The sequence below is a fragment of the Allobosea sp. genome (assembly GCF_035999205.1).
GTDB lineage: Bacteria > Pseudomonadota > Alphaproteobacteria > Rhizobiales > Beijerinckiaceae > Allobosea.
In genome coordinates, this window is record NZ_DASYHA010000018.1 from 268,926 (window position 1) to 295,533 (window position 26,608).

The window sequence follows — 26,608 nt, forward strand, 5'->3', positions numbered from 1 at the left end:
ACAAAAAGAACACGCCCCGATGTCCGACCAGCCGCCGATCAAACGCTCCCGCCCGACCTTCACCGATCAGGAAGCCCTGCTGTTCCACTCCGAGGGGAGGCCCGGCAAGCTCGAGGTCGTGGCAACCGTGCCGATGGCGACGCAGCGCGACCTGTCGCTCGCCTATTCGCCGGGCGTTGCCGTGCCTGTGCTGGCGATCGCCGAGGATCACACCAAGGCCTATGACTACACGGCCCGCGCCAATCTCGTCGCCGTCATCAGCAACGGCACCGCGATCCTCGGCCTCGGCAATCTTGGCGCGCTCGCCTCGAAGCCGGTGATGGAGGGCAAGGCGGTCCTGTTCAAGCGCTTCGCCGACGTCGATTCGATCGATCTCGAGGTCGACACCGAGGACAGCGACAAGTTCATCGAAGCCGTTCGCTATCTCGGCCCGTCCTTCGGCGGCATCAACCTCGAAGACATCAAGGCCCCCGAATGCTTCATCATCGAGCAGCGCCTGCGCGAGCTGATGGACATCCCCGTCTTCCATGACGACCAGCACGGCACTGCGATCATCGCCGCCGCCGGCCTGATCAACGCGCTCGATCTCACCGGGCGCGACGTCAAGACGACCCGGCTCGTCATCAACGGCGCCGGGGCGGCCTCGATCGCCTGCACAGAGTTGCTCAAGGCGATGGGCTTCAAGCCCGACAACGTCATCCTCTGCGACACCAAGGGCGTGATCTACCAGGGCCGCGCCGAGGGCATGAACCAGTGGAAGTCGGCGCATGCCGCCGTGACCGACCGGCGCACGCTCGCCCAGGCACTGGAAGGCGCCGACGCCTTCTTCGGCCTGTCGCAGAAGGGCGCCGTGACCCCGGAGATGGTGGCCTCGATGGCGCCGAACCCGATCATCTTCGCGATGGCCAACCCTGATCCGGAGATCACGCCGGAGGAGGTGGCCGCCGTGCGCGACGACGCGATCATGGCGACCGGCCGCTCGGACTATCCGAATCAGGTCAACAACGTCCTCGGCTTCCCATTCATCTTCCGCGGCGCGCTCGACGTGCGTGCCACCTCCATCAACATGGAGATGAAGATCGCGGCGGCCGAGGCGTTGGCCATGCTGGCCCGCGAGGATGTGCCGGACGAGGTCGCGGCCGCCTATCAGGGCGCACGCCCGCGCTACAGCAAGGACTACATCATCCCGGTCCCCTTCGATCCGCGGCTGATCCATGTCGTGCCGATGGCGGTGGCCAAGGCCGCCATGGAGACCGGCGTTGCCGGCAAGCCGATCGTCGACATGAACGCCTACAAGGCGCAGCTTTCGGCCCGTCGCGACCCCGTCGCCGGCACGCTCAACCGCGTCTTCGAGCGGGTTCGGCGCTATCCGAAGCGCGTCGTCTTCGCCGAGGGCGAGGAAGAGCAGGTCATCCGCGCCGCGGTGTCCTTCGTCAATCAGGGCCTCGGCCACGCCATCCTCGTCGGCCGCGAGGAGCGCGTCTACGAGACCGCGACCTTCCTCGGCATCGATCTCGAGACGAAGGGCATCTCGGTCCAGAATGCGCGCCTGTCGAGGCGCAATACGGCCTATGCCCAGTATCTCTATGAGCGCCTGCAGCGGCAGGGCTATCTCTTCCGGGACTGCCAGCGCCTGATCAACCAGGACCGCAACCACTTCGCCGCCGCCATGGTCGCGCTCGGGGACGCCGACGCCATGGTGACGGGCGTGACCCGCAACTACTCCATCGCGCTGGAGGAAGTCCGCCGCGTCATCGACGAGAAACCGGGCCATCGCGTCATCGGCGTCTCGATCGTGCTCTCGCGCGAGCGCACCGTGCTGGTCGCGGACACCGCGATCACCGAGATGCCGACGGCCCGCGAACTGTCGGAGATCGCGATCGAGGCCGCCGGCGTGGCACGGCGGCTCGGCTACGAGCCCAAGGTCGCGATGCTCGCCTTCTCGACCTTCGGCCATCCTGCCGGGGAACGCTCGGAGAAGGTGCGCGAGGCGGTCAAGCTACTCGACGGCCAGCGGGTCGATTTCGAGTATGACGGCGAGATGGCGGCCGATGTCGCGCTCAACCGCGATCTGATGACGCAGTACCCGTTCTGCCGTCTCAGCGGTCCGGCCAACGTGCTCGTCATGCCGGCGTTCCACTCGGCCTCGATCTCGACGAAGATGCTGCAGGAACTCGGCGGCTCGACCGTCATCGGCCCGCTGATCGTCGGTCTCGACAAGCCCGTGCAGATCGTGCCGCTCGGCGCCAAGGACAGCGACATCGTCAACATGGCGGCGCTGGCGGCCTTTAACATCGGCGGGTGAGGCAGGGCGTCATGGTCGGGCTTGGCCCGACCATCTCGTCGAGGAGGCCGGCAAGAGATGCTCCGGTCAAGCCCGAGCATGACGCCGACCAGTTCACGAAGCCCGCTTCCTCCGCGTCCCGGCGGCCTTCTTCGCCGAGGCCGATCGTTCCGACGGGGGGCGGGCGGCGGCTGCCTTGCCGCCGAGCTTTCCACCGCGCTTCGACGAGACCTTGGTGTCGGGCTTGCCCCGGCCGGAGCCGGACAGGTTGCCGCCGCCGCTCTCCTTGTTGACGGTGGCCCAGGCGCGCCTTTCCGCCTCTTCCTGGGCAACGCCGCGCTCCTCGTAGCTCTTCTCGATATGCTCGGCCTTGCGCTTCTGCTTGTCGGTGTAGGTCGACTTGTCGCCGCGCGGCATGGTCGCCTCCTGGGCTGGGTCCTTTGCGGTCGAACGCTGGCCGCGCCGACGCAGTTCCCGTTCATTTCGAGTTCATTCGGTACCAGCCAGCCTGTCCCCAGTGCCGCAGAAGCGGCCGGAGGGGGATCATCGGAAATCGTGCAGGCGCGCAGCGAGACGCCGGGCGTGATGATGGCTGCGCCGAGCGACCGGCAGGTCGCACTGCGCTTTGCGCAGCTGACGGGCGGTTTCTGGCGCGGTCAGAGTGCCCGCCGCGCCTGGTTCTGGTCGCTGCTGCTGGCCGCCGCGATCATCCTCTCCGTCTTCGCGAACGTCACCGTCAACCGCTGGAACGGCTGGTTCTTTGACGCGCTCGAGAAGCGCGACAGCGAGAGCGCGCTGGTCGCGATGGCGGTCTTTCCGGTGCTGGTGCTGGTCGTTGCCGGGCTCGGCGTCGTCATCCTGGTCTCGCGCGAGACTTTCCAGGTGCATTGGCGCCAGTGGGTCACGGCGAAGCTCGCCGATAGCTGGGTCGGCCAGCGTCGCTTCTTCCGGCTCAGCCTCTCCGGCTACGAGCCTGCCAATCCCGAATATCGCATCGCCGACGATGTCCGCTGGGCGACCGAGCCTGTGGTCGATTTCGCCATCGGGCTGCTCTCGGCGGTCATCACCATCATCACCTTCATCGAAATCCTCTGGGAGATCGGCGGCGCGTTGACGTTGCGGATCGGTGGCGCGCCGATCGTCATCCCGGCCTATCTGGTGCTGGCCGCGATCGTCTACGCAGTCCTGGTCTCGGCACTCGTCACCTTCGTCGGCCGCCGGCTGCCCAGCCTGATCGCGGCGCGCAACGAGGGCGAGGCGCGCCTGCGCTTCTCGCTGATGCGCATCCGCGATCATGGCGAGACGATTGCGCTTTCGCGCACCGAGGCTGGCGAGCGTCGCGCCGTGGCGCGCACCTATGACAGCCTGGTCGGGCGTTGGCTCGCGATGATCCGACAGCGTGGCCGCCTCACCTGGATCACCAATGGCAGCGGCGCGCTCGTGCCGGTGGTGCCGCTGCTGCTTGCCGCGCCGAAATATCTCTCCGGCGAGATGTCGCTCGGCGGTGTCGTCCAGGTCGCGGCGGCCTTCGTCGCCGTCCAGAACGCCTTCAACTGGGTGCTCGACAACTTCATGCGCATCGCCGAGTGGCTCGCGGCGGCGCGACGGGTCAACGAACTGGCCGATGCGCTGGAGCGCGTCGATGGCGAGCCGCCTGGCGAGCATCTCGCGCTTTCTCCCAGCCATGCCGGCCTGCTGCGCCTCGACGAGATCACCTTGATCGACCGCGACGGGCGCACGCTGGTCGCGGATATCTCCTGTTCCGTGCCGCGAGGCGCGACGCTTCACGTCTCCGGCGAACTCGGCCTCGGCAAGGCGGCGCTGATCCAGGCGGTCGCTGGGCTCTGGCCCTGGGGCCGCGGCGCGATCATGGTGCCGCAAGGAGCCTTCGTGACAGCCGTTCCGCAGAAGCTGCATCTTTCGGAAGGCACTTTACGCGCGGTTCTGGAGACCGGCAGGGCGGTCCCGGAGGAGCAGTTGGAGAGCGCGCTGCGCCGCTACGGGCTGTCCGGCCTCGCGCCTTTGCTCGACGAGAGCCGCGATTGGGACAAGGAGCTGGCGACGGGCGACCGCCAGCGTCTGGCTCTGGCCCGCGCCGAGCTTGAGCAACCCGACATCATCCTGCTCGACGAGGCGACCAGCGCGTTCGACACCGATGCTGCGCTCGAACTCCTCGGTGAACTGCGGGCGGCGCGGCCGGATGCGATCATCATCGCCTTCGGGCAGGGCGCGGGCTTCGTCGAAGCCGCGAGCCACCGGCTGCTGCTCAAACGCGCCGGCGGCGTGGTGCGCATGGCGCGCCAGCCGGGGGCGGAACCATCCCCCGTGTCCATCGCACAACCCGTTCCGGCCGAACCGGCCGAATGATCATCATCTTGTCCAGGAGCCGACTGTCATGACCGCCGCGACGATGAACATCTGGGACGTCTATTGGGGCCTGCGCGTCGAGCAGTGCCCCTGCGACGTGCACTTCGTCGAATGGCTCGAGGAAGAAGGGCTTTCCGGCAAGCGGATCTACCATTTTGGCACTGGCGGCCACCATTATGTCGGCATCCGCTGCGCAGAACCCGAGCTCGACTGCACCGTGCTTGGGATCACCGCCTCGCCGAAGGAGTACGACGCCTTCGTCAAGCTTGCGACCGGCAACCCGACGATCACCAAGACCTACAGCGCCTATTTCGGCGACATCTACACCAGCAATGCGAAGCTGCTGCCGCACTTCGACATCGTCACGCTGTTCCACGCCTGCGAGTTCCGGACCGAGGCTAACGATGCCTATGGCGCGTTGACGGACCGCGAGGTGATCGATCTCTTCACGGCCCAGACCGATGTCGGCGGCTATCTCCTGTTTTACACCGGCTCGTTCGCCTATGCGACGGCCGAGCCGATCATTGCCGATTGGGCGGCGACGGCGCAGGTCGACGAGGTCGCGAGCTTCAAGACGCTGCGCATCTTCCGCAAGACGGGCTGAGCGAGGCCAGGCCGGGCGCGCACTGCGCCGGGCTCATGGCGTGCATTCGTCGCGCCGTGGCGCCTTGTGCATTGGCTGGGAGGCGCTATGTCTGCGGCCGGGGCCGTCTGACGCCTCACGCCCGCAATCGGCGCCGCTGGCCTTACGCCTCCTGCGCGAAACCGACCATGAGTGCGTATGTCGTTCGGCCAGCCAGAGCCAGGAATGCCCGCGCGCAAGCGCAGCCGCTGGTGGTGGCTCGGGCCGCTCGCCAGCATCGTTATCTTCAGCGCCTCGCTCGTCGTCCTCTGGTTTATCATCCAGGAGATCGAGCCGGGCGAGCTCGCTGGCGCCTTTGCCAATGCCAGCCTGCGTCAGCTCGGGCTCGCCTGCGGCTTCACCGCACTGAGCTATCTGCTTCTCACCGGCTATGATGCGCTGGCGCTGAGGCGGCTTGGCCTGTCGATCCCCTACCGGACGACCGCGCTCGCCTCCTTCACCAGCTATTCGGTGTCCTTCACGCTCGGCTTTCCGATCGTGACTGGCGGTACCGTGCGCTACTGGATCTATTCGCCCAAGGGCGTGCGCGCTTCCGAAGTCGCGAGCCTGACGGTCATTGCCGGGCTGACGTTCTGGCTGGGGCTGGGTGCGATCCTTTGCGCGAGCCTGTTCTACGCCACGCAATCGGTGGCGATGCTGGCGCGTACCTCGCCGCTGGTCGTACAGGCGGTCGGTGCCGGTGTGGCGATCGGCACGCTCGGTTACCTCGCCTGGATCGCGAGCGGCGAGCGCACCATCCGCGTGCGCGGGTGGAACCTGCCGCTGCCGGGGCTTGCCATCACGCTCGGCCAGATGTTCCTCGGCGCGGCCGAGGTCTGCGCCGCGGCGGCCGTGCTGTTCGTGCTGCTGCCCGGAGGGCACAACATCGACTATCCGAGCTTCCTGGCCGTCTATGTCTTCGCCTGCCTCGTCGGTATCGCCAGCCATGCGCCGGGCGGCCTTGGAGTCTTCGAGGCGACGATGCTGGTCGCGCTGAGCCGCCTGCCCTTCGAGCACGTCCTCGGCGCGCTGCTGATCTTCCGGATTATCTACTACATCCTGCCCTTCATCCTGGCGCTGGTGCTGCTGGCGCTGAACGAGATGATCAGGCGCATCAGGCGGCATGAAATCTGAGAGCGCGGCTGCGCGCTACTTCAGGGCGACCACGATCAGCAGGAACATCAGCACCAGGGCGATCTGCTTGAGGCTCCAGTTGATCCGGCCGAGCTGATCGGCGGTCGCCTCCAACGGTTCTTCCTCGGTGGCCGTTTCAGGCACCTCGGCCGCGGGCGCGCGCCGCCAATCCAGCGTCTCGACCAGTCCGCGTGCCGGCGCGCTGCTGCGCCCATCAGCCTCCAGTCCGAGATGCCAGGCGACCGGCAGCCCGGGAAGGGCTTCGCGCTGGCTCTCGCGCACCCACAGGCTGGTCGTGGCGGAGAGAGTGAGAATCTGCGCTGCTCCCGACAGGATATCCTGCTTCAGCGCGTCGAACGCGGCTGAGGGCGCAAGCATCTCGGCGCGGAAGCCGCCGGCCTCGCCCTCGCTTTCATCGAAGCCGAGAACCAGCAGGATGCGCCCGTCTTCGCCCGCGGCCAGGGGGCGGATGGTCAGCGCGATCTCGCCGGCTTCTCCGGCCATGCCGGCCCGGTGCAGGCTGTCGCCGGCAAGCGTGGCTCGCCCAAGGATCTTCGTGGTCTCGTCGAGACGCCCGTCACGGCGGGTGAAACCGCGGGCGAGGCCGAGGTCGCTGGCGGTGAGGCGCAGGTGCCGGCCGAGGCCTTGCACGAAGCGCTCCGAAACACCGTCGATGGTCATCACGCCCTGGGTGATGGCGACCTGCCGGATCCCGCCCTTCTCGACCATCGAATCCCCGCCCCGTTCCAGCCCGGCACGATAGCAGCTCGACCGCGCCAGACGAAGCCGATGATCCGCAGGCTCTTGGCCGGGGTCCGTGTGCCCCGCGGCGCGCCGCTCGCCGAACGCATGGCGAGCCCCGGCCAGACCGGGTTGTCATGCATTTCGCCAGGCCCTAGAGCAGCAGGCAGGGGTTTGCCATCACCCACGTCCGCCGGCCGGCGAGCGCGACTCCAGACAGGCTGCCATGAACGACGCCTCCCATCCTGCCGGGTCCCGCCACGGCATGCGCTTCCGTTCCTTCGTGGCGCTGATGGCCGCGCTGATGGCGGCGAACGCGCTTGCGATCGATTCGATGCTGCCGGCACTGCCGCAGATGGCCGATGCGCTCGGCATCGCCGAAGCGAACGAGCGGCAATGGATCATCACCGCCTATCTGCTCGGCTTCGGCACCGCCCAGATCGTGTATGGCACGCTGTCGGACCGCTTCGGCCGCAGGCCCGTGCTGCTGTTCGGCCTTGTCGTCTATGTCGCGGCCAGCATCGCGGCCGCCTTTGCTGGCTCTTTCGAGGCCATGATGGTGGCCCGCGTCATCCAGGGCGTCGGTGCCGCGGCCACGCGCGTGCTGGTCGTCTCGATCGTGCGCGACTGCTACTCCGGCCGCGACATGGCCCGCGTCATGTCGCTGGCGATGATCGTCTTCCTGGCGGTGCCGATCCTGGCGCCCTCGATCGGACAGGCGATCCTGCTCGTCGCGCCCTGGCGCTGGATCTTCGGCGGGCTGGCGACCTTCGGCGCGCTGGTGATGCTCTGGGTCGTGCGTAGCCTGCCGGAGACGCAAGATCCCGAGGATCGCAAGCCGATCGAGGTCGCGACCGTCGTCGCCGCCTTCCGCACAACTCTGACGACGCGGCTCGCCGTCGGTTACATGCTGGCGATGGCCTTCGTGCTCGGCGGGCTCTTCGGCTTCATCAACTCGGCGCAGCAGGTCTTCGTCGATGTCTTCCATGCACCGGAATGGTTCACGACGATCTTCGCCTTGATCGCGATGGGCATGGCGGTGGCCTCGCTGGTCAATTCGCGGATCGTCGTCAGACTCGGCATGCGCCGGGTCTCGCATGGCGCGCTACTGGCCTATATCGCGCTGACCGGGACACATGCGCTGCTGGCTCTGTCCGGCCATGAATCGCTCTGGAGCTTCGCCCTCTTCCAGGCGGGCGCGATGTTCTGCTTCGGGCTGGTCGCGCCCAATTTCGGCGCCATGGCGATGGACCCGCTCGGCCATGTCGCCGGCACGGCATCCTCGGTGCAGGGCTTCGTCACCACGGTCGGCGGCGCTCTGCTGGGCTTCTTTATCGGGCAGCATTTCGACGGCACGGTCGTCCCGATCACGCTGGGCTTCGCGCTTTGCGGGTTGGTGGCGTTGGGGATCGTGCTGGTGGCGGAGAAGGGCCGGCTGTTCTGCCCGGCCGCCGGGCGCAGCTAGCGAGCGCCGTCAGGAGGGAGATGTGCCTTGCGGGGGCCGGGCTTGAGCCGGATGGCTCTGCCTGGAGCCTGGAGGGGCAGGGCCCTCGACCGCCGCCATCTGGGCGACGGGCATGCCGGGAATCGTCTTCAGTCCGGATAGATCGATAGAGATTCGCATTGGCTCGGGAAGCGACGCCGCCGATCGGCCTCCCGTCTAGGTATCAGATCAGGCCGTCTTGAGATTGACCGCCGAGGACTTGCCGGTCTTGCGATCGGCCTCGAGATCGTAGCTGATCTTCTGACCTTCGTTCAGGCCGCGCATGCCCGAGCGCTCGACGGCGCTGATATGCACGAAGACATCGCTGCCGCCCTGGTCAGGCGTGATGAATCCGTAGCCCTTGGTCTCGTTGAACCACTTTACGGTACCCGTGCTCACGTGCTGTTCCCTCAGTCTCAGTTCAGGTCGGCTCATGCCGCCCGGCCCTACTCTATGGGGCAATTCGCCTAGGTTGCAATGACGCGCCGCACAACGGCTGGTTCTACCGCCCTTCGACATGCCGCCTGAGCAACGCTGGTCGCGAACAGGGGCCTTGCTCCGCGGCGCGGCGTCCCGCATGAACGGCGGCGAAAGCGCTGTCGCAGGAGAACCGCCGCCATGACGAATTATGTGATCGACCCACCGGCCGTCACGGCCGTCCCGGTGGCGGGCGGCGGGTTCTTCCCGGTGCGACGCGTCTTCTGCGTCGGCCGCAACTACGCCGAGCATACCCGCGAGATGGGCGGCGACCCTGATCGCGAGGAGCCGTTCTTCTTCACGAAGCCCGCCGACGCGCTGCTGATCAACGGCGCCGACATGCCCTATCCGACGAAGACGAACGACCTGCACCACGAGATGGAGCTGGTCGTGGCGATCGGCACCGGCGGCAAGGACATCGCCGAAGCCGATGCGCTGAGCCATGTCTATGGCTATGCCGCCGGCCTCGACATGACGCGGCGCGATCTGCAGGCCGCCGCCAAGAAGGCCGGTCGGCCCTGGGACATGGCCAAGGGCTTCGATTTCTCCGGGCCGGTCGGCGAGATCGCCCATGCCAGCCATATCGGGCATCCCAGCGCCGGCAAGATCGAACTCGTCGTCAACGGCGTGCCGCGCCAGAGTTCGGATCTCGCCAAGCAGATCTGGAACGTGCCGGAGACGATTGCCTATCTCTCGGGGCTGGTCGAACTCGCACCGGGCGACCTGATCTTCACGGGCACGCCCGAGGGCGTCGCCGCCGTGGTTCGCGGCGACGTGCTCGAAGGCGAGATCGCCGGCGTCGGAACGGTTCGGACCCGCATCGTCTAGTCTCGCGAACCTCTCTGTCACCCCGGGTCCCCGCTTCGCTGCATCGGGGTGACGGGGAGGCCGTCATCAGCGTCAATTCCCCCGAAGTTGGACTAAGACATGACCGTGACCCTCACCCCCGACGCCTCTGGCGTCTTCCCGATCGCGCCGACCCCGTTCAATCCGGACGGCACGCTCGACTGGGCCTCCACCGAGAAGCTCTTCGCCTTCTATGACGAGATCGGCTCGGATGGCACGACGGTGCTGGGCATCATGGGCGAGGCGCCCAAGCTTGAGCCCGAGGAGTCGCTTGGCATCGTCAAGCGCGCCGTCGCCGGCATGCCCGGCAAGCCGGTCATCGTCGGGGTCTCGGCGCCGGGCTTCGCTGCGATGCGGACGCTCGCGCGTGAGTCGATGGAACTCGGCGCCGCCGCGGTGATGATCGCGCCGCCGCCATCCTTGCGCACCGACGACCAGATCACCGGTTACTACGCGCAGGCCGTCGAGGCGATCGGGACCGACATCCCCTTCGTGATCCAGGACTACCCGCTGACGCTCTCGGTGATCATGACCCCGGCTGTGATCCGCAAGATCGTCACCGACAACCCGTCTTGCGTGATGCTGAAACATGAGGACTGGCCGGGGCTTGAGAAGATCTCGGCCCTGCGCAAGTTCCAGGCGGACGGTTCGCTGCGGCCGATCTCGATCCTGACCGGCAATGGCGGGCTCTTCCTCGATTTCGAGATGGAGCGCGGCGCGGACGGCGCGATGACCGGCTATGCCTTCCCGGAACTGCTGATCGATGTCGTCAAGCTGCAGAAGGCCGGCAAGCGCGACGAGGCGCATGACATCTTCGACGCGCATCTGCCGCTGATGCGCTACGAGCAGCAGCAGGGCGTCGGCCTCGCCGTCCGCAAATACACGCTGATGAAGCGCGGCATCCTGAAGAGCGACGCCCAGCGCAAGCCGGGCTCGGCAGTCACCGCCGCGGCTAAGGCCGAGGTCGATTACCTGCTGGCGCGCGTCGCGAAAGTCGATCCGCGCGCGAAGATCTGAGCGTGACGTCATTCTCGGGCGCCGCGCAGCGGTGACCCGAGAATCTCATCCCTAAGATGCTCGGGGCAGGCCCGAGCATGACGATTGCGGGCTTCAGTGCCCCTTGTGGGCGCCCTGGTCGCTGCTGCCGCGGGCGCCGACGGCCTCGACCTTGAACTCGACCTCGACAGGGCCGGCCTTCTCGAAGGTCAGGGTGCCCTTGACGCCCTCGCCCTGCTTCAGCGGCTGCTTCAGTTCCAAGAACATGATGTGGTAGCCGCCGGGCTTGAACTCGACCTTGCTCCCTGGTGCGATCGCGACGCCGCTCTCGAGCAGGCGCATCGTCATCACGCCGTTGTTCACCGCCATTTCGTGGATTTCGGCGCGCCCGGAGATGGCCGGAGCCGAGATCGAGACGAGACGATCGGCGCTCGTGCCGGTATTCTCGATTGTCAGATAGCCGCCGCCGACCTTGGCGCCACCTGGCGTGGCGCGGCTCCAGGGATGGTCGATCTTGAGCGCGCCGGCCTTGTAGTCATGGGCGAGCGCGGCTCCGCCTAGCGACAGGGAGATCGCAAGCGCGGCGAGAATGGACTTGGTCATGGCATGTCCTGATCGGATTGGCAGCGCTGTCGCGCTTTGAGAGGGCGGATGCGCGGCGGTCGATTTCGCTCGCGCAGTCACGCAGAAACAGAGGATTCGGATCAAGCGGCCCAAGCGATCGGCGGGGCTCGCGCCGGAGGCAGCCTCAAGCTCGGCGAAGGCGCTGTCCGTTCCACCGGTGGGCGTTTCGCGAGGAGCGCGACCGGCTCCCTGGCGATACCGGCCGGGGCTAGCGGGACCGGAGAGGCCAGCACCGGGTTCAGCGGGCAGCCCTTGCAATGAGTGGGCTCGCCAGCCGGCTCCGGGACCGGCGTGGAGGCCTCCTGCGCCGGCAGCGGCAGGCCAGAGCAGAGGATCGCGCCGTCGAGGAAGCCATGTGCCGCCGCCGGCGCAGGCGCCAGCCCGGAAGCCAGCATCGTCAGCGCATAGGCGACCGCGAGCCAGGCTCCGAGCGCGGAGCGGCGCAAGCGTCCCAACAGAGGCATCCTGACGGTCATGCCGGGAGATGGCGCTCCACCCGCTCTGGCGTCAAGCCGCGACGGTGCCGCAGGTTGATGCGGTGCAAGCGGAGAATGATTTTCTCCCGCGCGGCTGTCTCTCGGTAATCCCATCTCGATCAGATCGTTTCTTTAAAAGAACGATCGAGTTGACAAAAAGGACATGAGGCTGCATCTTGCATTCTGTCATCCGGCGCTGCCGGAAGGCCGCGGGGATTTGAGCGAGCAGCTTGCGCCGCGTCACCAAACGCTAAAGCGCCACGACGTGGTCGTGGGCTCCAGTCGATAGGAGACGAACATGACCGACGCGACCCTTCGCCGAACCTCCTCGCGCCCTCAGGGCGGCGCCTGTTGTTGTCGACTCTGATCCAGGCCTGGAAGCCGCGCTGACACGGCTTCGCAAACCAGTCTCATCGGATGTCCACAGGCGCCGCGTGGCGCGGCGGGAGCGCAGTCATGACCACATTCCAGCAGGGCAGCGGCCGGCCAGTGCCGGGTCGGCAAGCCTATGTCATCGAGATCGGCGAGACCCAAGCGGGGCTCGTAAGCCGGCGCGGTGACGAACGCTACTTCACCTTCATCGCCGCCTCGTCCGTCTTCAATGCGATCGAGGGCCACCGCTTCGCCTCGCCGAGTGCAGCCGAGCTCGCGGCACGGCAACTCGCAGCACCGCGTCGCCACGACGCGACCCGACTGGCCGTCTGAGGCGTTGGCCGTGAGCCTGCTGTCTCATCTCTGGCATCGCCTGGTGGAGTGGTTCGCCAAGGCGGTGCTGGCGGGCGCGCCCGAACCGGATCATCGCCCGGCGCTTCTGGATGAAGAAGACGACGAGGCGCGCCGGACATCCATCCATGACGTGACGCTCGAACAGCTGGGCGTTGCCCATTGGTCCAGCCACGCCCATTTCTGAGGCCATGATGAACGCCCCCGTAAAGCCCGGCGCCTTCGAGGCCGGTATCGCAATTTCCGTGGCGCAAGCGCCGATCATCCGCTTCGAGCGGATCGGGAAGACCTATCCCGGCCGAGGCACGCAAGGCGCCGTTACGGCCCTGACGGGCATCGATCTCGACGTGCCAAAGGGCGCCGTCGTTGGCGTCATCGGCCGTTCGGGCGCCGGAAAGTCGACCCTGATCCGCCTCGTCAACGGGCTCGAGCAGGCGACCTCCGGGCGCCTCCTGATCGACGGCGAGGATGTCACGAGCCTCACCGAGGCGGGATGGCGGACGCGTCGCCGCTCCACCGGCATGATCTTCCAGCATTTCAACCTGTTGTCCTCGCGCACGGTGTTCGACAATGTCGCGCTGCCGCTCGAGATCGCGGGGACGCCGAAGGCGGAGATTGAGGAGAAGGTCGCGCGCCTGCTCGATCTGGTCGGCCTTGCCGACAAGCGCGGGCGTTATCCGGCCGAGCTTTCCGGCGGCCAGAAGCAGCGCGTCGGCATTGCCCGTGCGCTGGCGACCGATCCGAAGGTCCTGCTCTGCGACGAGGCGACCTCGGCGCTCGACCCCGAGACGACGAAGTCGATCCTGGCCCTGCTGCAGCAGGTCAATCGCGATCTCGGCATCACCATCCTGCTGATCACCCACGAGATTCCGGTCATCAAGGAGATCTGCGACCGGGTGGCGGTGATCGAGGACGGCCGGATCGTCGAGGAGGGCGACGTCTTCTCGGTACTGACGCGCCCGCAGCACCCGACCACGGCGCGCTTCGTCGAGGCGGTCACCGGGGTCGAGCTGCCGGCCTATCTTGCTGGCCGCATCCGGGCACAGGCGAAGCCCGGCGACGACACCGTGCTGCGCATCACCTTCACCGGCGAGAATGCGACGGCGCCCGTCATCAGCCGGCTGTCCTCGACCATCGGCGTCGACGTCAACATCCTCGCGGGGCGCATCGATGCGATTGCGGGCAAGCCCTTCGGCAGCCTGCTGGTCTCGGTGCCGACGCGGGAGCCGGAACTGGCGGCCGTGCTCGGCGCGCTCAACAGCCTCGAACTCAAGGCGGAGGTCATCGGCCATGTTTCCTGAGATCATCTCGCCGCAGATCCTCGCGCTGATCCTGCAGGCCACGCTCGACACGCTCCAGATGGTCGCGGTTGCTGCCGGTCTCGGCACGCTTCTCGGCCTGCCGCTCGGCGTCTTCCTCGCCACGAGCAAGCGCGGCGAACTCTTCGCCGCGCCCGTCACCAACGCGGTGCTCGGCACGCTGGTCAACGCCACGCGCTCGACGCCCTTCATCATCCTCGTCGTCGCGATCATTCCCTTCACACGGTTGATCGCCGGCACTTCGATCGGCACCACCGCGGCGATCGTGCCGCTCACCGTGGCCGCCACCCCTTTCATCGCCCGCCTGATCGAGGGCGCCGTCCGCGAGGTCGACCAGGGCCTGGTCGAGGCCGCCCGCGCCATGGGCGCGACGCCGGTCCAGATCGTCCGCAAGGTACTGGTGCCCGAGGCGCTGCCGGCCATCGCGCTCGGCCTGACGCTCGCCATCGTCAGCCTGATCGGCTTCTCGGCCATGGTCGGCGCGGTCGGCGGCGGCGGGCTCGGCGATCTCGGTATCCGCTACGGCTACCAGCGCTTTATGCCCGAGGTCATGGCCGCCGTCGTCGCCGTCCTGATCGTACTGGTCCAGACCGTCCAGACCATCGGTGACCATCTCGCCCGCCGTCTCAACAAGCGCCTGCGCCACGCCTGAGCCAACCGCTTCCCGTCCTGTTCATCATCCCGACTGCCTGAAGGAATAGCATCAATGTCCAGCATCACCCGCCGCGCCGCGCTCGCCGCCTCGGCTGCCCTCGCGCTGACCCTGTCCATTCCCGCCCTCGCCCAGACCACGCAGGTCGTCCGCATTGGCGTCTCGCCCGGTCCGCATGCCGAGATCCTGGAGAAGGTGAAGCCGCTCCTCGCCCAGAAGGGCATCGACCTCAAGATCATCGAGTTCTCCGACTACGTCGTGCCGAACCAGGCGCTCGATGCCGGCGAGCTGGAGGCGAACTCCTTCCAGAACAAGCCTTATCTCGACAATCAGGTGAAGGATCGCGGCTTCAAGATCGAGAGCGTCGGGCTGACCGTGAACTTCCCGCTCGGCATCTACTCCGCGAAATACAAGAGCTGGGCCGATGTGCCTGACGGCTCCTCGGTCGCGATCCAGAACGATCCGACCAATGGCGGGCGTGCGCTCCTGCTCCTGCAGGACAAGGGCGTGATCAAGCTGAAGGACGGCGTCGGCTTCAAGCCCAGCCCGGCCGACATCGTCGCCAACCCGAAGAAGCTGAAGATCATCGAGGTCGAGGCGGCCCAGACGCCGCGCACTTTGGCCGATGTCGCCGCTGCCGCGATCAACACCAACTACGCCGTGGACGCCAAGATCGAGCCGACCTCGGCGATCCTGCGCGAGGACCCGAAGGGCCCCTATGTCAACCTGATCGCCGTGCGAACGGCTGACAAGGACAAGCCTTGGGTCAAGACGCTGGTCGAGACCTACCAGACGCCCGAGATCAAGGCCTTCGTCGCCGAGCGCTTCAAGGGCAACGTCCTCGCCGGCTGGTAATCTTTCCTCCCCACCTGGCCTCATCGCGGTCAGGCGACTGCCCCGGATGCGAAGCGCATCCGGGGCTTTTTCTTCGTCGCGTCATGGTCGGGCTTGACCCGACCATCTTCCGCGGCTGCATCAGTTCGGCAACTTCCCGAAGGCGAAGAACTGCGTCTCGCCCGAGGAATCATCGACACCGTCATTGTCGGTGACGACGAACAGGTTGCCGTCCTTGTCGACCGTCATGCCCTCGACCTTGTCGAGGCCGTAGCCGCCGACCGCCATCAGGTCCGGCGTCAGGTCGCGCAGCAGCTTCTTCTCGACGGTCGGGATCGTGGCGGAGCCCAGAGCGGCCGGGGTCAGGCCTTTGACCGAGAAGGTCGCGAGCGTCTTCACCGCCTTCGCGCCGAAGAGGTTGTCGCGCTCGATCACGGCGAAGGTGTCGTTGCCGAGATAGGTCAGCTCGGACAGGCCCATCCAGGCACCGGCTGCCGGCGTGCTAAGCGGGTAATGCAGGGCGCCCCAGCTCTTCGTCGAAGGCTTGTAGGCCAGGATCTTGGTCTTGCCCTTGGGATCGTCCTTCCACTCGCGCTGAACGGCGAGCCAGACGGTCTCGTCCGCGCCGGTGCCCGTGACGGCGACGCCCTCGAAGCCGAAGCGCGTCGCGTGCTTGGCCAGTTCTTCGGGGAGAAGGATCTCCTCCTCGACCTCGCCCTTGGCCGAGACCCGCAGCAGGATGTTCTGCGTCGGCTTGTCCTTGATCTCGGGATTGCCCTCGGAGGCCAGCCAGAACCCGCCGCCGCTGCGGTTCGCGATCGCCTCGACATCATAGGAGGCCGGCTTGCCGTCCTTGGTCAGCGTGATCTCGCCGACGATCCGGGCGGGCTTCTGAGTGGCGTCGATCTCGAGGATACGGGACGGCGTGTAGGCGCTGTCGGTGACGGCGTGCAACCGGCTGGCGGTCGTGGCGTGAGCAGCGAGGCCCGATAGGGCGCCCCAGCCGATCGGCGCACCACCGACCTCGACTGACGCGATCGTCGGATAGGCGGCAGGCCGCTCGGAGCGCTCATAGATCGTCACGACCGAGCGGGCTCCGCCCTTCTCGCCGACATCGGTCTCGGAAGCGGAGACGAAGAGATTGCGCTGCGGGATCGCGAGCAGGCCCTCGGGTCCGATGCCGCCCGGCAGGGCCTGAAGGTAGCGCGGCGCGCGGCCCGGTCCCTCGTCCTTGTAGACCAGCACCAGCGAGGCCCGCTCGAGCCCGACGAAGATCAGCCTGTCATTGCCGTAAGTGCCGACCTCGATGCCTTCCGGCTCGCTGCCCTTGGCGGCCGAGCGGCGCTCCGGATAGTGGCCGAGCTGGATCGCGAGCCGATCGACGGTGTTGCCGGAATCGAACTCGATCGTGCCGTCCTTGCGGAAGATCGTGAAGCCGCGCGAGCCGCCCTTCCAGTCGCCCTCATTGGCGGTGACGAAGCGGTCATTGTCGAGCCAGCGCACGGCGTCGGGCTCGCGCGCGACGCCCTTGAGTTCCTCGACCGGCTTGATCTGGCCGTCACGGGTCTTGTCGATGCCGGTAAGATCGGCCGTGCCAGCCGGAAAATGCGTCACCAGCTTGCCTGTCTTCGTGTCGATGATGGCGAGGTGGTTGTTCTCCTGCAGCGTCACGACGGCGAGCCCGTCCAGGTTGACGTCGACGAATTCCGGTTCCGGATCCGTCGGCTCGACCGCGGCGATGCCTGTCAGGTCGACGACCTGGCGCGAGGCGCAGTCGATCGCGCCGTCCTTGATCCCGATCAGCGTCAGGTTGCCGCCCGGCAGCTGGGGCAGCGCGCCCTTGTTGAGCTTCTCGTCGCGCTCGTTCTCGATCGCGATGACGATCTTCGTCTTGTCCTTGCTGAGCGTGACGGAATCCGGCTGGCCGCCGAGATCGCAGGTTGCCACGACCTGCTTGCTCTTCAGGTCGACGGTGGCGAGATGGCCGGCCGGTTCCTTGAAATTGTCCCCGGAGGTGACGACGGCGACGAAGGCCTTGTCGCCGAGGATCGTGACGGAGGTCGACTCGCCGCCGAGTGGCACGAAGCCGGCGGACTTCGGCGCTTGTGCCGTCGTGATGTCGACGAGGCCGAGCGCCTTCTGCTCGGCGTCCGTATAGGCCAGCAGGGTGCCGTCCTCGGTCGCGGCGATGATCTCCGCGACGGTCTTCTTCGATGCGTCCCGATCCGCCGGCAGGTTCAGCGGGACCTGAAAGGTGGCGATGCGGTTGAACGTCGGCTCGGCAAGCGCGGTGCCGCCGAGCAGAACGGTCGCTAGGGCGGCGAGAACGAAGGGATTGCGCATGGGACGGTCCTGTCCGGCTGGAGAGTGAAACAGCAGGTTGACCGGCTAGTGAGTGTGGATGACAGTTTCGTGACGTTCCGTCATCGGGCTCCGGATCGCCGTGCCCCGCTCGCTGCGAGAGGGCACGGCATCGGGTCCTTCGGGATCATTGCGCAGCGGTGGCGACGCCCGCCGCCGAGGCCGAACGCTTCAGCCCGATCACCTCGAGTTCGGTCACCAGGGCGACAGCCGCCGCCTGCGTCAGCACGAAGGCGATACCGAGACCCGTCGGGGCGAACCAGCCGGCGAGCAGGATGGCGACACTGTCGGCGATCCAGAGCAGGTTGACGCCGATGACAGCGAACACCGCGAGGCGATGCAGCGTTTCGCGGCTGGCGAACCAGGCCAGAAGGGCGGCGCAGGGCAGGAGCACGAGCCCGGCACCCCGCAGAAGTCCTTCAGGCAGGCCGAACACGCCAGCGAGCGGACCGGCGGCGAACGAGAGCAGCAGGCCCATGGCGGCGCAGGCGGCGGCATCGAGGGCAAGAGCGGTCCGCAGGAAGCGCGAGGACTGGATCATGGACATGGAAGGTCTCCTTGGCTGGGAGGCTGCCGAAAGGCGCCTCGTTGTCGATGGAGGCCATGCTGACGGGATCGGGTCCGACGGTCGATTAAGCGGGAGGTAATTGGAGCAGGTCCGCCCGCCAGCTAGGTTCGTCTGCATGAACAGGCATCATCAACCGACCATCGGTCATCTCATTCGCGACTGGCGTCAGCTGCGCCGGCTCAGCCAACTCGACCTCGCGCTTGAGGCCGAGATCTCGCAGAAGCATCTCTCCTTCGTCGAGAGCGGCCGCTCGCAGCCGAGCCGCGACATGGTCCTGCTGCTGGCCGAGCATCTCGGCGTGCCCCTGCGCGAGCGCAACGCCCTGCTGCTCGCCGCCGGCTATGCCCCGGTCTATCTGGAGCGTGCGCTGGAGGACCCCGGCCTGCAGGCCGCGAAATCGGCAATTGACCTGGTCTTGCAAGGACACGAGCCCTATCCGGCTCTCGCCGTGGACCGGCATTGGACCTTGCTTGCGGCCAATGCCGCCGTCGGCCGGCTGCTCGGTCTCGTCACCGACCCCGACCTGCTGCGCCCGCCTGTCAACGTGCTCAGGCTGTCGCTGCATCCCGAAGGCCTGGCGTCGGCGATCGCCAATCTGGAGGAATGGCGCTCGCATCTCGTCGCGCGCCTGCGCCAGCAGGTCAGGACGACGGCGGACCCAGTGCTCGCGGATCTGCTGGCCGAGCTTCTGGCCTATCCCGTCCCGGGTTCGCGCAACGGGAGGGGGCATGGGGCCGGGCCCGCGGACGAGCCGGCCATCGTCGTGCCGCTGCGGCTGCGGGTTGGCGAGGCAACGCTGTCCTTCATCTCGACGACCACGGTCTTCGGCACGCCCGTCGACATCACCCTGTCGGAGCTGGCGCTGGAGACATTCTTTCCTGCCGACGCCATGACGGCTGGCGCGCTGCGCGCGATGGCGGAAGGCGCGGCGCAGGCTGCCGGCACCTAGAAAAATTCTTTTGGAACCTTCCGCAGCCCCACCGGTTACCTCGTCACAAGCCGCGAGGCGGTACGGAATTCATCAGAAGGATCAAGATGATGGGCGCCACCATGGACAAGGTCAAGGGTCTCGCTAACGAGGCCGCCGGCAACGTCAAGCAGGCTGCCGGCAAGGCGCTGAACAAGCCCGAGCTCGAGGCCGAAGGCTTCGCTCAGGAGCGCAAGGGCGAGGCCCAGCAGGCGCTCGGCAAGGGCAAGGAAGCGATCAAGAAAGTGGTCGACAAGGCCTGATCTCGATCAGAGCCTGACCAAGAACGGGCCGCCGTGAGGCGGCCCGTTTTTTCGTGCTCAGGCGGCGCCGCCGATGCCGCCGAGGAAGTCCTTCACGCGGCCGAAGAAGCCGGCGGATTCCGGATGCGTCGCGCCGGAGCTCTCGCGCTCGAATTCCTGCAGCAGCTCGCGCTGGCGGGCGGTCAGCTTCTGCGGCGTCTCGACCACGACCTGGATGTAGAGATCGCCGACATCGCGCGAGCGCAGCACGCTCATGCCCTTGCCCTTCAGGCGGAACTGCTTGCCGGTCTGCGTGCCCTCGGGGATCTTCACCCGCGCCTGCTCGCCGGTCAGCGTCGGCACTTCGATCTCCCCGCCGAGCGCGGCCGAGGTCAGCCCGAGCGGTACGCGGCAGAACAGGTCGGCTCCGTCGCGCTGGAAGATGGCGTGCGGCTTGATCGACAGGAAGATGTAGAGATCGCCCGCCGGGCCGCCGCGTAAGCCGGCCTCGCCCTCGCCGGCGAGCCGGATCCGCGTGCCGTCCTCGACACCGGCCGGGATGTTGACCGAAAGCGTGCGCTCGCGCGTGACGCGACCGGCGCCCTGGCAGTTCTTGCAGGGGTCGTCGATGATCTCGCCGCGGCCCGAGCAGGTCGGGCAGGTCCGCTCGACCGAGAAGAAGCCCTGATTGGCGCGCACCTTGCCGTGGCCGCCGCACGTCGGGCATTGCCGCGACTTGGAGCCGGGCTTGGCGCCGGTGCCGGAGCAGACTTCGCAGGCGATCGAGGTCGGCACGCGGATCGAGGCGTTCTTGCCTGCGAAGGCGTCTTCGAGGCCGATTTCGAGGTTGTAGCGCAGGTCGGCGCCGCGCTCGCGGCCGTTGGCACTGCGAGGCCCCCCGCGCCGCGCATCGCCGAAGAAGGAATCGAAGATGTCCGACATGAAGTCGGAGAAATCGGGGTTGCCGCCGCCACCGCCGCCATTCTCGAACGCCTGGTGGCCATAGCGGTCATAGGCGCCGCGCTTCTGGCCGTCCGAGAGTACCTGATAGGCCTCGTTCAGCTCCTTGAACTTGGCCTCGGCCGCCGTGTCGCCAGGATGGCGGTCGGGATGGCAGCCCATGGCGAGCTTGCGGAAGGCGCTCTTCAGCTCGGCGTCGCTGGCGGTCTTGGAGACGCCGAGGATTTCGTAATAGTCGCGCTTGGACATCAAACAGCGGCCCCTTCGTTCCCCGCCGCGTCAGTGCCGGGCCGGCCCGGCACATCCTCGCGGGAGAACGAGAATGTTGTCTTCACGACGCATTCCTTCAGCGCAATGGCCGGGTCAAGCCCGGCCATCACGTCGTCGTGGATGAAAGAGCGCGATCAGGCGCTCTTCTTCTTGTCACCCTTGTCGTCGCTGACGTCCTTGAAGTCGGCGTCGATCACGTCGTCTTCCTTCTTGGCGTCCGCGGCCGGCTCGCCATCCTCGGCCGTGGCTTCGGCCTGGCTGGCGGCATACATCGCCTCGCCCAGCTTCATCGAAGCCTGCATCACGTCCGTGGTGCGCGAGGTGATCGTCTCGGCATTGTCCTCGGCCAGCGCCGCCTTGAGCGCGTCGAGAGCCGTCTCGATCGCCGTCTTGTCGGCGGCGGAGACCTTGTCGCCATAGTCCTTCAGCGACTTCTCGGTCGAGTGGACCAGGCTTTCGCCCTGGTTCTTGGCCTCGACCAGCTCGCGGCGCTTCTTGTCCTCGGCGGCATTGGCTTCTGCGTCCTTGACCATCTTCTGGATGTCGGCGTCGGACAGCCCGCCCGAAGCCTGGATGCGGATCTGCTGCTCCTTGTTGGTGGCCTTGTCCTTCGCCGTCACCGAGACGATGCCGTTGGCGTCGATGTCGAAGGTCACCTCGATCTGCGGCATGCCGCGCGGGGACGGCGGAATGCCCATCAGGTCGAACTGGCCGAGCATCTTGTTGTCGGCCGCCATCTCGCGCTCGCCCTGGAAGACCCGGATCGTCACAGCCTGCTGATTGTCCTCGGCAGTCGAGAAGACCTGGCTCTTCTTGGTCGGGATCGTGGTGTTGCGGTCGATCAGGCGCGTGAACACGCCGCCGAGCGTCTCGATGCCGAGCGACAGCGGGGTCACGTCGAGCAGCAGCACGTCCTTGACGTCGCCCTGCAGCACGCCGGCCTGGATCGCGGCGCCGATGGCGACGACCTCGTCAGGATTGACGCCCTTGTGCGGCTCCTTGCCGAAGAACTGCTTCACGACCTCCTGAACCTTCGGCATGCGGGTCATGCCGCCGACCAGGACCACTTCGTCGATCTGGCCCGCCGACAGGCCGGCATCCTTGAGCGCCTTCTTGCAGGGCTCGATGGTGCGCTGGATCAGGTCGTCGACCAGGCTCTCGAATTTGGCGCGGGACAGCTTGATGGCGAGATGCTTCGGGCCCGAGGCATCGGCCGTGATGTAGGGCAGGTTGATTTCGGTCTGCGCGGCGCTGGAGAGCTCGATCTTGGCCTTCTCGGCAGCTTCCTTCAGGCGCTGGAGCGCGAGCTTGTCCTTCTTCAGGTCGATGCCCTGCTCGCGCTTGAACTCCTCCGCGAGATACTCGACCAGGCGCATGTCGAAGTCCTCGCCGCCGAGGAAGGTGTCGCCATTGGTCGACTTCACCTCGAAGACGCCGTCGCCGATCTCGAGGATCGAGACGTCGAAGGTGCCGCCGCCGAGGTCATAGACCGCGATCGTGCCGGCCTGCTTCTTGTCGAGGCCATAGGCCAGCGCCGCAGCGGTCGGCTCGTTGATGATGCGCAGCACCTCGAGGCCGGCGATCTTGCCGGCATCCTTGGTCGCCTGGCGCTGGGCGTCGTTGAAATAGGCCGGGACCGTGATGACGGCCTGGGTGACCGGCTGGCCGAGATAGGCCTCCGCCGTCTCCTTCATCTTGGTCAGGGTGAAGGCCGAGATCTGCGAGGGCGAATAGTCCTTGCCGTCGGCTTCGACCCAGGCGTCGCCGGTCGAGGCCTTCTTGATCTTGTAGGGGACGAGATGCATGTCCTTCTTCGTCATCGGATCCTCAAAGGTCCGACCGATCAAGCGCTTGATCGCGAAGAAGGTGCGCTCGGGATTGGTGACGGCCTGGCGCTTGGCCGGCTGGCCGACCAGACGTTCGCCGTCGTCGGTGATGGCGACGATCGACGGCGTGGTGCGCGCGCCTTCCGAGTTTTCGATGACTTTCGGCGTAGTGCCTTCCATGACCGCGACACAGGAGTTGGTCGTGCCGAGGTCGATACCAATGACTTTACCCATGGATGGGATCCCTTTCGATTGAGCAGATCGCCGGCCTGCAGCGCTTGGCGCCACCTGCCGGCCCATGGACCGGTTCGCCCCCACCTGTCGCGGCGAACGAAACCGGCATTCCACGTTTGACGGTCGTGAAACCGCCCCTTGGCGGCGTATATAGTGAGGGTGTTCCTGCCCTTGCAAGACAGGCGAGCCGATTAAGAATCCGCGCGCGCAAGGTTTCGCCCGTCATCGACGACGCTTGCGCGCTCTTGCATCGCATTGACGGCAAGTGTTGCGGATGTGCCCTTGCGCGGCGCGCCGCGACATTTCATGCAGAAGCGGTTGTTTCAGTTCCAAACTGGCCGCCTCGTGACCCGACGGACGCATCTTGCCCTCTGCCTCGCGCTGCTGGCCTTCGCCGGCGCGTCGCAGGCTGCGCTGGCCCAGCCGCTGCAACTGCCGGGCGCGCAGCCCTTCAATGCGCCTGGCACACAGCAGGCCGCGCCCACCTCGTCCATCGCGCCGGCGGCGCCGCGTGCCCCATCCATGCCGGCGATCAAGGTTGCCGGCGAGGATGCGATCGTCGGGCGTGTCCTGCGTCATAATGGTGGCCCCGGCGAGGCGGTCTTCGAGAAGACGTCGGCGGGCTTCGGCTTGAAGCTCACCGTCGACGGCTTCCAGTCGAGCAATCTGGTCGAGCCCTGTGCCGTGTCCTTCGGCGACGCGCCCGTGCCGGTGACGTCGCTCGGCCGGCCGGCCGGAGTGCCCCGCTACCGGCTCGAGGCGCCGATCTGCCCGATCGTCTTCGACGTGCTCGATGGCGCTTTCCTCGTGGTCGAGCCGGCGCAGCCCTGCGTCGTCGAGGCGGCCGCATGCCGGATCGATCCGCGTGGCCTCTGGGGGCCGGATGCGCGCACCCTGCCGGCGCGCGCCAAGGAGATCGAGGCCGCGCGCGGCGCAGCCGAGCGCGCCGTTCGCGAAGGCTATCGCACCTTGACCGCCAAGGCCGATGCGGTCGACCAACGCGCGATCGCACGTGAGCAGGCCGGCTTTTCGGCCGAGCGCGAGCTGATCTGCCGGGCCTTCCAGCGCGAAGGCCAGATCGGTTTCTGCGGCGCACGCCTGACCGAGGCCAGGGCCGCCTCGATCCGCGCGCGCCTCGGCATCAGCAGCGAGCCGGCCAAGCCGGCCGCCAAGCCGAGGCCCCGTCCGGCGGCGCCGGCAGCCGGAGCCGGGCCGCTGCCCCTCACGCCGCAATAGACGGCCATCCTCACCGCCGCTTCCGGCAGTTCGCCCCGCATCCGCGGCCATATCGCGCATCGTCCTCACTGCCTTGTCATTGGCCACTTCGGCTACGATGAGGCATCTGCTCGGCGTAGGGCCGAGCCGAGAGGAGGCGACGTGAAGATGGTTTCGACTCTGACCGGGCGTTTCTGGCGGCAGGCCGTCCTGGCCCTCGCGCTGGTAGCGCCGGGCTTGGCAGTGGCGGCGGAATCGGTTGCCGTCTCCTCGCCACGGGTGACGGCGACGCTGCTGTCGAGCCGTGACGCGGTGGCTCCCGGCGAGCGCTTCCAGGTCGCGCTGGTCCAGAAGATCGCGCCCGGCTGGCACACCTATTGGCGCAATCCCGGCGATTCCGGCGAGCCGACGCGCATCGACTGGACGCTGCCGGCCGGCATGAGCGCCGGGGACATCCAATGGCCTGCTCCGAAAGCGCTGCCGGTCGAGCCGCTGGTCAACTTCGGCTTCGAGGGCACGGTCCTGCTGCCCGTCGAGATCGCCGTCCCGCCGGACGCCAAGCCAGGCGAGCGCCTGACGCTGAAGGCCGATGCGACCTGGCTGGTCTGTGAAAAGATCTGCATCCCCGAGGAGGGCGCCTTTACGCTCGACCTGCCGATCGCGCCGGTCGCGGCCGTCGATGAGGCCGCGCAGGCCCGCATCGAGGCCGCCCGTGCCGCGCTGCCCGCTCCCGCCGACTTCAAGGGCCGTCTGGCCGCCGATGGCGAAGGGCTCGCGCTGACGCTGCCGGGCCTGTCCGGGTCGCACAGCGATCTGCGCTTCTTCCCACTCTCGGACACGCTGATCGAGCATGCCGCCAAACAGGATTCTTCAGCCGGTACCGACGGGACTGTGCTGCGCCTGATCCGCTCGAGCGCCTTCAAGATCACCGGGGCGGAGATCGAGGCCGTCCTGACCTTCAAGGAGGGTGGCAGTACCCGCGCGCTCAGCCTCCTCGCTGCAGTCGATCCCGTTCTGGTCGCGAGCGGCGCGGATGCCGCCGCCTCGCCGCGTCCTGCGGTCGTTCGGATACCACTGCCGGCCGAGGGCGCGGACCTGACGCTCTGGGCGGCGCTGCTCTTTGCCTTCGCGGGTGGACTGATCCTCAATCTGATGCCTTGCGTGCTGCCGGTCCTCTTCATCAAGGCGCTCGGCTTCGCGCAGCTCGCGCGGGCGAACCGCGCGGAAGTGCGCGAGCAGGGTCTGCTCTTCCTTGCCGGCGTGGTCGTTACCTTCATGGCGTTGGCCGGGATGGTGATCATCCTCGGCGCGCTCGGTTCCAGTGTCGGCTGGGGCTTCCAGTTGCAGTCGCCCCCGCTGGTGATTGCGTTGGCTGTGGTGATGACGCTGATCGGCCTCAATCTGCTCGGCGCCTTCGAGGTCGGCACGTCCGCGGCCGGCGTCGGTCATGGCCTCGCCAGCCGGGGCGGCCGGCTGGGTGCGTTCATGACAGGCGCCCTGGCCGTGATCGTCGCGACGCCCTGCACGGCGCCGTTCATGGGCGCGGCCGTCGGCTATGCGGTGACGCAGCCTCCCACGCTCGGACTGGCCGTGTTCATGGCGTTGGCGCTGGGCTTCGCGCTTCCGGTCGTGGCGCTGTCCTTTGCGCCCGGCCTGTTGCGCCTGCTGCCGAAGCCCGGCCGCTGGATGCTGATCCTGAAGCAGGCCTTCGCCTTTCCGATGTTCGCCACCGCGATCTGGCTGATCTGGGTCGCCTCGGTTCAGGCCGGGCCGGGCGGTGTGCTGGCGGCGCTGGTTGCGGTGCTGGCTGCCGGCTTCGTGGTCTGGCTCGTCGGCGTCACGCGGAATGCAGGGCGCGGCCGGATCGCCGCCTCGGCGCTCTCTGTCCTCGTCGCCTTCGCAGCTGGCTGGTTCGTGATCCAGAGCGCCGTGCCCGAAGTGACGACGCAGGCCCGTGCCGGCGACATCCAGGCCTGGACGCCGGAACGCGTCGCGGCCTTGCAGGCGGAAGGGCGCCCGGTCTTCGTCAACTTCACCGCTGCCTGGTGCATCACCTGCCTCGCCAATGAGCGCGTCGCGCTCGCGCGCCAGGAGGTCAAGGACGCCTTCGCCGAGCTGAAGGTCGTCTATCTCAAGGCCGATTGGACCAACCGCAACAGTCAGATCGCCATGGCGCTCGCCGAGCAGGGTCGTGCCGGTGTGCCGCTCTATCTGTTCTACCCCGGCACGAAGGGCGCTCAGCCCGAGGTCCTGCCGCAATTGCTGACGCCCGACATGATCGTTACCGCCGCGAGGCGTGCCGCCGGCAAGGAGATGAAGACCGCCGCCCGCTGACTGCGTTTCGTCGGCGAAGCCTCACAAGGAATCCACCCCGAAGACAGGAGACA

General features: G+C 67.3%; 25 protein-coding genes. 16 read left to right on the forward strand and 9 right to left on the reverse strand.

Annotation, left to right across the window (positions count from 1 at the left end; genetic code table 11):
• Positions 1-19 precede the first annotated feature (19 nt).
• Entirely contained in the window at positions 20-2,305 is a 2,286-nt protein-coding gene (locus VGN82_RS07340; protein WP_327526337.1) for an NADP-dependent malic enzyme, read from the forward strand.
• Positions 2,306-2,398: 93 nt separating this feature from the next.
• Here VGN82_RS07340 and VGN82_RS07345 read toward each other — a convergent pair whose 3' ends face one another.
• Positions 2,399-2,701: a plasmid stabilization protein gene (locus tag VGN82_RS07345; RefSeq protein WP_327526338.1), complete on the reverse strand. Its 303-nt coding sequence runs from the start codon at positions 2,699-2,701 to the stop codon at positions 2,399-2,401.
• Between the two features lie 138 nt (positions 2,702-2,839).
• Here VGN82_RS07345 and VGN82_RS07350 point away from each other — a divergent pair, with 138 nt between their 5' ends.
• The 3 genes from VGN82_RS07350 to VGN82_RS07360 all read left to right on the forward strand — a co-directional run bounded on the left by VGN82_RS07350 (position 2,840) and on the right by VGN82_RS07360 (position 6,407).
• Positions 2,840-4,651 carry an ABC transporter ATP-binding protein/permease gene (locus VGN82_RS07350; RefSeq protein WP_327526339.1) on the forward strand — a complete coding sequence of 604 codons (1,812 nt, stop codon included), beginning with the start codon at positions 2,840-2,842 and terminating at the stop codon, positions 4,649-4,651.
• 28 nt (positions 4,652-4,679) lie between these two features.
• Positions 4,680-5,255 (forward strand): hypothetical protein, encoded by a 576-nt coding sequence (locus tag VGN82_RS07355; RefSeq protein ID WP_327526340.1) that lies wholly within the window; start codon positions 4,680-4,682, stop codon positions 5,253-5,255.
• Positions 5,256-5,459: 204 nt separating this feature from the next.
• Entirely contained in the window at positions 5,460-6,407 is a 948-nt protein-coding gene (locus VGN82_RS07360) for a lysylphosphatidylglycerol synthase domain-containing protein (protein WP_327526341.1), read from the forward strand.
• A 15-nt stretch (positions 6,408-6,422) separates the two neighbouring features.
• Here VGN82_RS07360 and VGN82_RS07365 read toward each other — a convergent pair whose 3' ends face one another.
• Positions 6,423-7,136, reverse strand: a complete 714-nt coding sequence (locus tag VGN82_RS07365; RefSeq protein WP_327526342.1) for a hypothetical protein — start codon at positions 7,134-7,136, stop codon at positions 6,423-6,425.
• A 238-nt stretch (positions 7,137-7,374) separates the two neighbouring features.
• On the opposite strand from VGN82_RS07365, the gene VGN82_RS07370 reads away from it, so the two are divergent.
• Positions 7,375-8,613, forward strand: a complete 1,239-nt coding sequence (locus tag VGN82_RS07370; protein WP_327526343.1) for a multidrug effflux MFS transporter — start codon at positions 7,375-7,377, stop codon at positions 8,611-8,613.
• A 207-nt stretch (positions 8,614-8,820) separates the two neighbouring features.
• Here the strand turns inward: VGN82_RS07370 and VGN82_RS07375 are convergent, their stop codons facing one another.
• The gene (locus VGN82_RS07375; RefSeq protein ID WP_054210450.1) at positions 8,821-9,030 is read right to left on the reverse strand and encodes a cold-shock protein; all 210 of its coding nucleotides are present in this window, start codon (positions 9,028-9,030) and stop codon (positions 8,821-8,823) included.
• A 219-nt stretch (positions 9,031-9,249) separates the two neighbouring features.
• Between VGN82_RS07375 and VGN82_RS07380 the strand changes: the two genes are divergently transcribed.
• Together VGN82_RS07380 and VGN82_RS07385 are read left to right on the forward strand one after the other, a co-directional pair.
• Positions 9,250-9,936 carry a fumarylacetoacetate hydrolase family protein gene (locus VGN82_RS07380; RefSeq protein WP_327526344.1) on the forward strand — a complete coding sequence of 229 codons (687 nt, stop codon included), beginning with the start codon at positions 9,250-9,252 and terminating at the stop codon, positions 9,934-9,936.
• A gap of 105 nt (positions 9,937-10,041) precedes the next feature.
• Positions 10,042-10,971 carry a dihydrodipicolinate synthase family protein gene (locus VGN82_RS07385; RefSeq protein WP_327526486.1) on the forward strand — a complete coding sequence of 310 codons (930 nt, stop codon included), beginning with the start codon at positions 10,042-10,044 and terminating at the stop codon, positions 10,969-10,971.
• A 93-nt stretch (positions 10,972-11,064) separates the two neighbouring features.
• Here the strand turns inward: VGN82_RS07385 and VGN82_RS07390 are convergent, their stop codons facing one another.
• Positions 11,065-11,553, reverse strand: a complete 489-nt coding sequence (locus VGN82_RS07390; RefSeq protein ID WP_327526345.1) for a copper chaperone PCu(A)C — start codon at positions 11,551-11,553, stop codon at positions 11,065-11,067.
• Positions 11,554-11,654: 101 nt separating this feature from the next.
• A complete protein-coding gene (locus tag VGN82_RS07395; RefSeq protein ID WP_327526346.1) occupies positions 11,655-12,029 on the reverse strand; it encodes a hypothetical protein in 375 nt (124 codons plus the stop codon).
• Positions 12,030-12,506: 477 nt separating this feature from the next.
• Here VGN82_RS07395 and VGN82_RS07400 point away from each other — a divergent pair, with 477 nt between their 5' ends.
• The 5 genes from VGN82_RS07400 to VGN82_RS07420 are packed head-to-tail and all read left to right on the forward strand — an operon-like array spanning position 12,507 to position 15,599.
• Positions 12,507-12,755: a hypothetical protein gene (locus VGN82_RS07400; protein ID WP_327526347.1), complete on the forward strand. Its 249-nt coding sequence runs from the start codon at positions 12,507-12,509 to the stop codon at positions 12,753-12,755.
• A gap of 10 nt (positions 12,756-12,765) precedes the next feature.
• Positions 12,766-12,960 (forward strand): hypothetical protein, encoded by a 195-nt coding sequence (locus VGN82_RS07405; protein WP_327526348.1) that lies wholly within the window; start codon positions 12,766-12,768, stop codon positions 12,958-12,960.
• 7 nt (positions 12,961-12,967) lie between these two features.
• Complete coding sequence (locus tag VGN82_RS07410; protein WP_327526349.1) at positions 12,968-14,074, forward strand: methionine ABC transporter ATP-binding protein; 1,107 nt, start codon at positions 12,968-12,970, stop codon at positions 14,072-14,074.
• The gene (locus VGN82_RS07415; RefSeq protein WP_414644221.1) at positions 14,064-14,744 is read left to right on the forward strand and encodes a methionine ABC transporter permease; all 681 of its coding nucleotides are present in this window, start codon (positions 14,064-14,066) and stop codon (positions 14,742-14,744) included. Before VGN82_RS07410 ends, VGN82_RS07415 begins: the two co-directional genes overlap by 11 nt.
• 54 nt (positions 14,745-14,798) lie before the next feature.
• Complete coding sequence (locus VGN82_RS07420) at positions 14,799-15,599, forward strand: MetQ/NlpA family ABC transporter substrate-binding protein (RefSeq protein ID WP_327526350.1); 801 nt, start codon at positions 14,799-14,801, stop codon at positions 15,597-15,599.
• A gap of 120 nt (positions 15,600-15,719) precedes the next feature.
• On the opposite strand, the gene VGN82_RS07425 is transcribed toward VGN82_RS07420, so the two are convergent.
• Both VGN82_RS07425 and VGN82_RS07430 read right to left on the reverse strand, forming a co-directional pair.
• Positions 15,720-17,921: an esterase-like activity of phytase family protein gene (locus VGN82_RS07425; RefSeq protein WP_327526351.1), complete on the reverse strand. Its 2,202-nt coding sequence runs from the start codon at positions 17,919-17,921 to the stop codon at positions 15,720-15,722.
• A gap of 145 nt (positions 17,922-18,066) precedes the next feature.
• Entirely contained in the window at positions 18,067-18,486 is a 420-nt protein-coding gene (locus tag VGN82_RS07430) for a hypothetical protein (RefSeq protein ID WP_327526352.1), read from the reverse strand.
• Positions 18,487-18,622: 136 nt separating this feature from the next.
• Between VGN82_RS07430 and VGN82_RS07435 the strand changes: the two genes are divergently transcribed.
• Together VGN82_RS07435 and VGN82_RS07440 are read left to right on the forward strand one after the other, a co-directional pair.
• Positions 18,623-19,456, forward strand: coding sequence for a helix-turn-helix domain-containing protein (locus VGN82_RS07435; RefSeq protein WP_327526353.1), 834 nt, complete (start codon positions 18,623-18,625; stop codon positions 19,454-19,456).
• 89 nt (positions 19,457-19,545) lie between these two features.
• Positions 19,546-19,737, forward strand: coding sequence for a CsbD family protein (locus tag VGN82_RS07440; protein WP_327526354.1), 192 nt, complete (start codon positions 19,546-19,548; stop codon positions 19,735-19,737).
• A gap of 57 nt (positions 19,738-19,794) precedes the next feature.
• Here VGN82_RS07440 and dnaJ read toward each other — a convergent pair whose 3' ends face one another.
• Entirely contained in the window at positions 19,795-20,925 is a 1,131-nt protein-coding gene (dnaJ, locus tag VGN82_RS07445) for a molecular chaperone DnaJ (RefSeq protein WP_327526355.1), read from the reverse strand.
• 155 nt (positions 20,926-21,080) lie between these two features.
• Complete coding sequence (gene dnaK / locus VGN82_RS07450; protein ID WP_327526356.1) at positions 21,081-23,006, reverse strand: molecular chaperone DnaK; 1,926 nt, start codon at positions 23,004-23,006, stop codon at positions 21,081-21,083.
• 306 nt (positions 23,007-23,312) lie between these two features.
• Between dnaK and VGN82_RS07455 the strand changes: the two genes are divergently transcribed.
• The gene (locus tag VGN82_RS07455) at positions 23,313-24,242 is read left to right on the forward strand and encodes a hypothetical protein (protein ID WP_327526357.1); all 930 of its coding nucleotides are present in this window, start codon (positions 23,313-23,315) and stop codon (positions 24,240-24,242) included.
• A gap of 147 nt (positions 24,243-24,389) precedes the next feature.
• The gene (locus VGN82_RS07460) at positions 24,390-26,555 is read left to right on the forward strand and encodes a protein-disulfide reductase DsbD family protein (RefSeq protein WP_327526358.1); all 2,166 of its coding nucleotides are present in this window, start codon (positions 24,390-24,392) and stop codon (positions 26,553-26,555) included.
• Positions 26,556-26,608 lie beyond the last annotated feature (53 nt).

Bases quoted from the DNA above. Each gene is read 5' to 3' on its own strand.
- VGN82_RS07460 (WP_327526358.1), top strand. From the start codon at position 24,390: ATGGTTTCGACTCTGACCGGGCGTTTCTGGCGGCAGGCCGTCCTGGCC.
- VGN82_RS07435 (WP_327526353.1), top strand. From the start codon at position 18,623: ATGAACAGGCATCATCAACCGACCATCGGTCATCTCATTCGCGACTGG.
- VGN82_RS07430 (WP_327526352.1), bottom strand. From the start codon at position 18,486: ATGTCCATGATCCAGTCCTCGCGCTTCCTGCGGACCGCTCTTGCCCTC.
- dnaK (WP_327526356.1), bottom strand. From the start codon at position 23,006: ATGGGTAAAGTCATTGGTATCGACCTCGGCACGACCAACTCCTGTGTC.
- VGN82_RS07425 (WP_327526351.1), bottom strand. From the start codon at position 17,921: ATGCGCAATCCCTTCGTTCTCGCCGCCCTAGCGACCGTTCTGCTCGGC.
- VGN82_RS07440 (WP_327526354.1), top strand. From the start codon at position 19,546: ATGGGCGCCACCATGGACAAGGTCAAGGGTCTCGCTAACGAGGCCGCC.
- VGN82_RS07455 (WP_327526357.1), top strand. From the start codon at position 23,313: ATGCAGAAGCGGTTGTTTCAGTTCCAAACTGGCCGCCTCGTGACCCGA.
- VGN82_RS07420 (WP_327526350.1), top strand. From the start codon at position 14,799: ATGTCCAGCATCACCCGCCGCGCCGCGCTCGCCGCCTCGGCTGCCCTC.
- VGN82_RS07415 (WP_414644221.1), top strand. From the start codon at position 14,064: ATGTTTCCTGAGATCATCTCGCCGCAGATCCTCGCGCTGATCCTGCAG.
- VGN82_RS07340 (WP_327526337.1), top strand. From the start codon at position 20: ATGTCCGACCAGCCGCCGATCAAACGCTCCCGCCCGACCTTCACCGAT.
- VGN82_RS07355 (WP_327526340.1), top strand. From the start codon at position 4,680: ATGACCGCCGCGACGATGAACATCTGGGACGTCTATTGGGGCCTGCGC.
- VGN82_RS07345 (WP_327526338.1), bottom strand. From the start codon at position 2,701: ATGCCGCGCGGCGACAAGTCGACCTACACCGACAAGCAGAAGCGCAAG.
- VGN82_RS07365 (WP_327526342.1), bottom strand. From the start codon at position 7,136: ATGGTCGAGAAGGGCGGGATCCGGCAGGTCGCCATCACCCAGGGCGTG.
- VGN82_RS07390 (WP_327526345.1), bottom strand. From the start codon at position 11,553: ATGACCAAGTCCATTCTCGCCGCGCTTGCGATCTCCCTGTCGCTAGGC.
- VGN82_RS07400 (WP_327526347.1), top strand. From the start codon at position 12,507: ATGACCACATTCCAGCAGGGCAGCGGCCGGCCAGTGCCGGGTCGGCAA.
- VGN82_RS07360 (WP_327526341.1), top strand. From the start codon at position 5,460: ATGCCCGCGCGCAAGCGCAGCCGCTGGTGGTGGCTCGGGCCGCTCGCC.
- VGN82_RS07410 (WP_327526349.1), top strand. From the start codon at position 12,968: ATGAACGCCCCCGTAAAGCCCGGCGCCTTCGAGGCCGGTATCGCAATT.
- VGN82_RS07370 (WP_327526343.1), top strand. From the start codon at position 7,375: ATGAACGACGCCTCCCATCCTGCCGGGTCCCGCCACGGCATGCGCTTC.
- VGN82_RS07380 (WP_327526344.1), top strand. From the start codon at position 9,250: ATGACGAATTATGTGATCGACCCACCGGCCGTCACGGCCGTCCCGGTG.
- dnaJ (WP_327526355.1), bottom strand. From the start codon at position 20,925: ATGTCCAAGCGCGACTATTACGAAATCCTCGGCGTCTCCAAGACCGCC.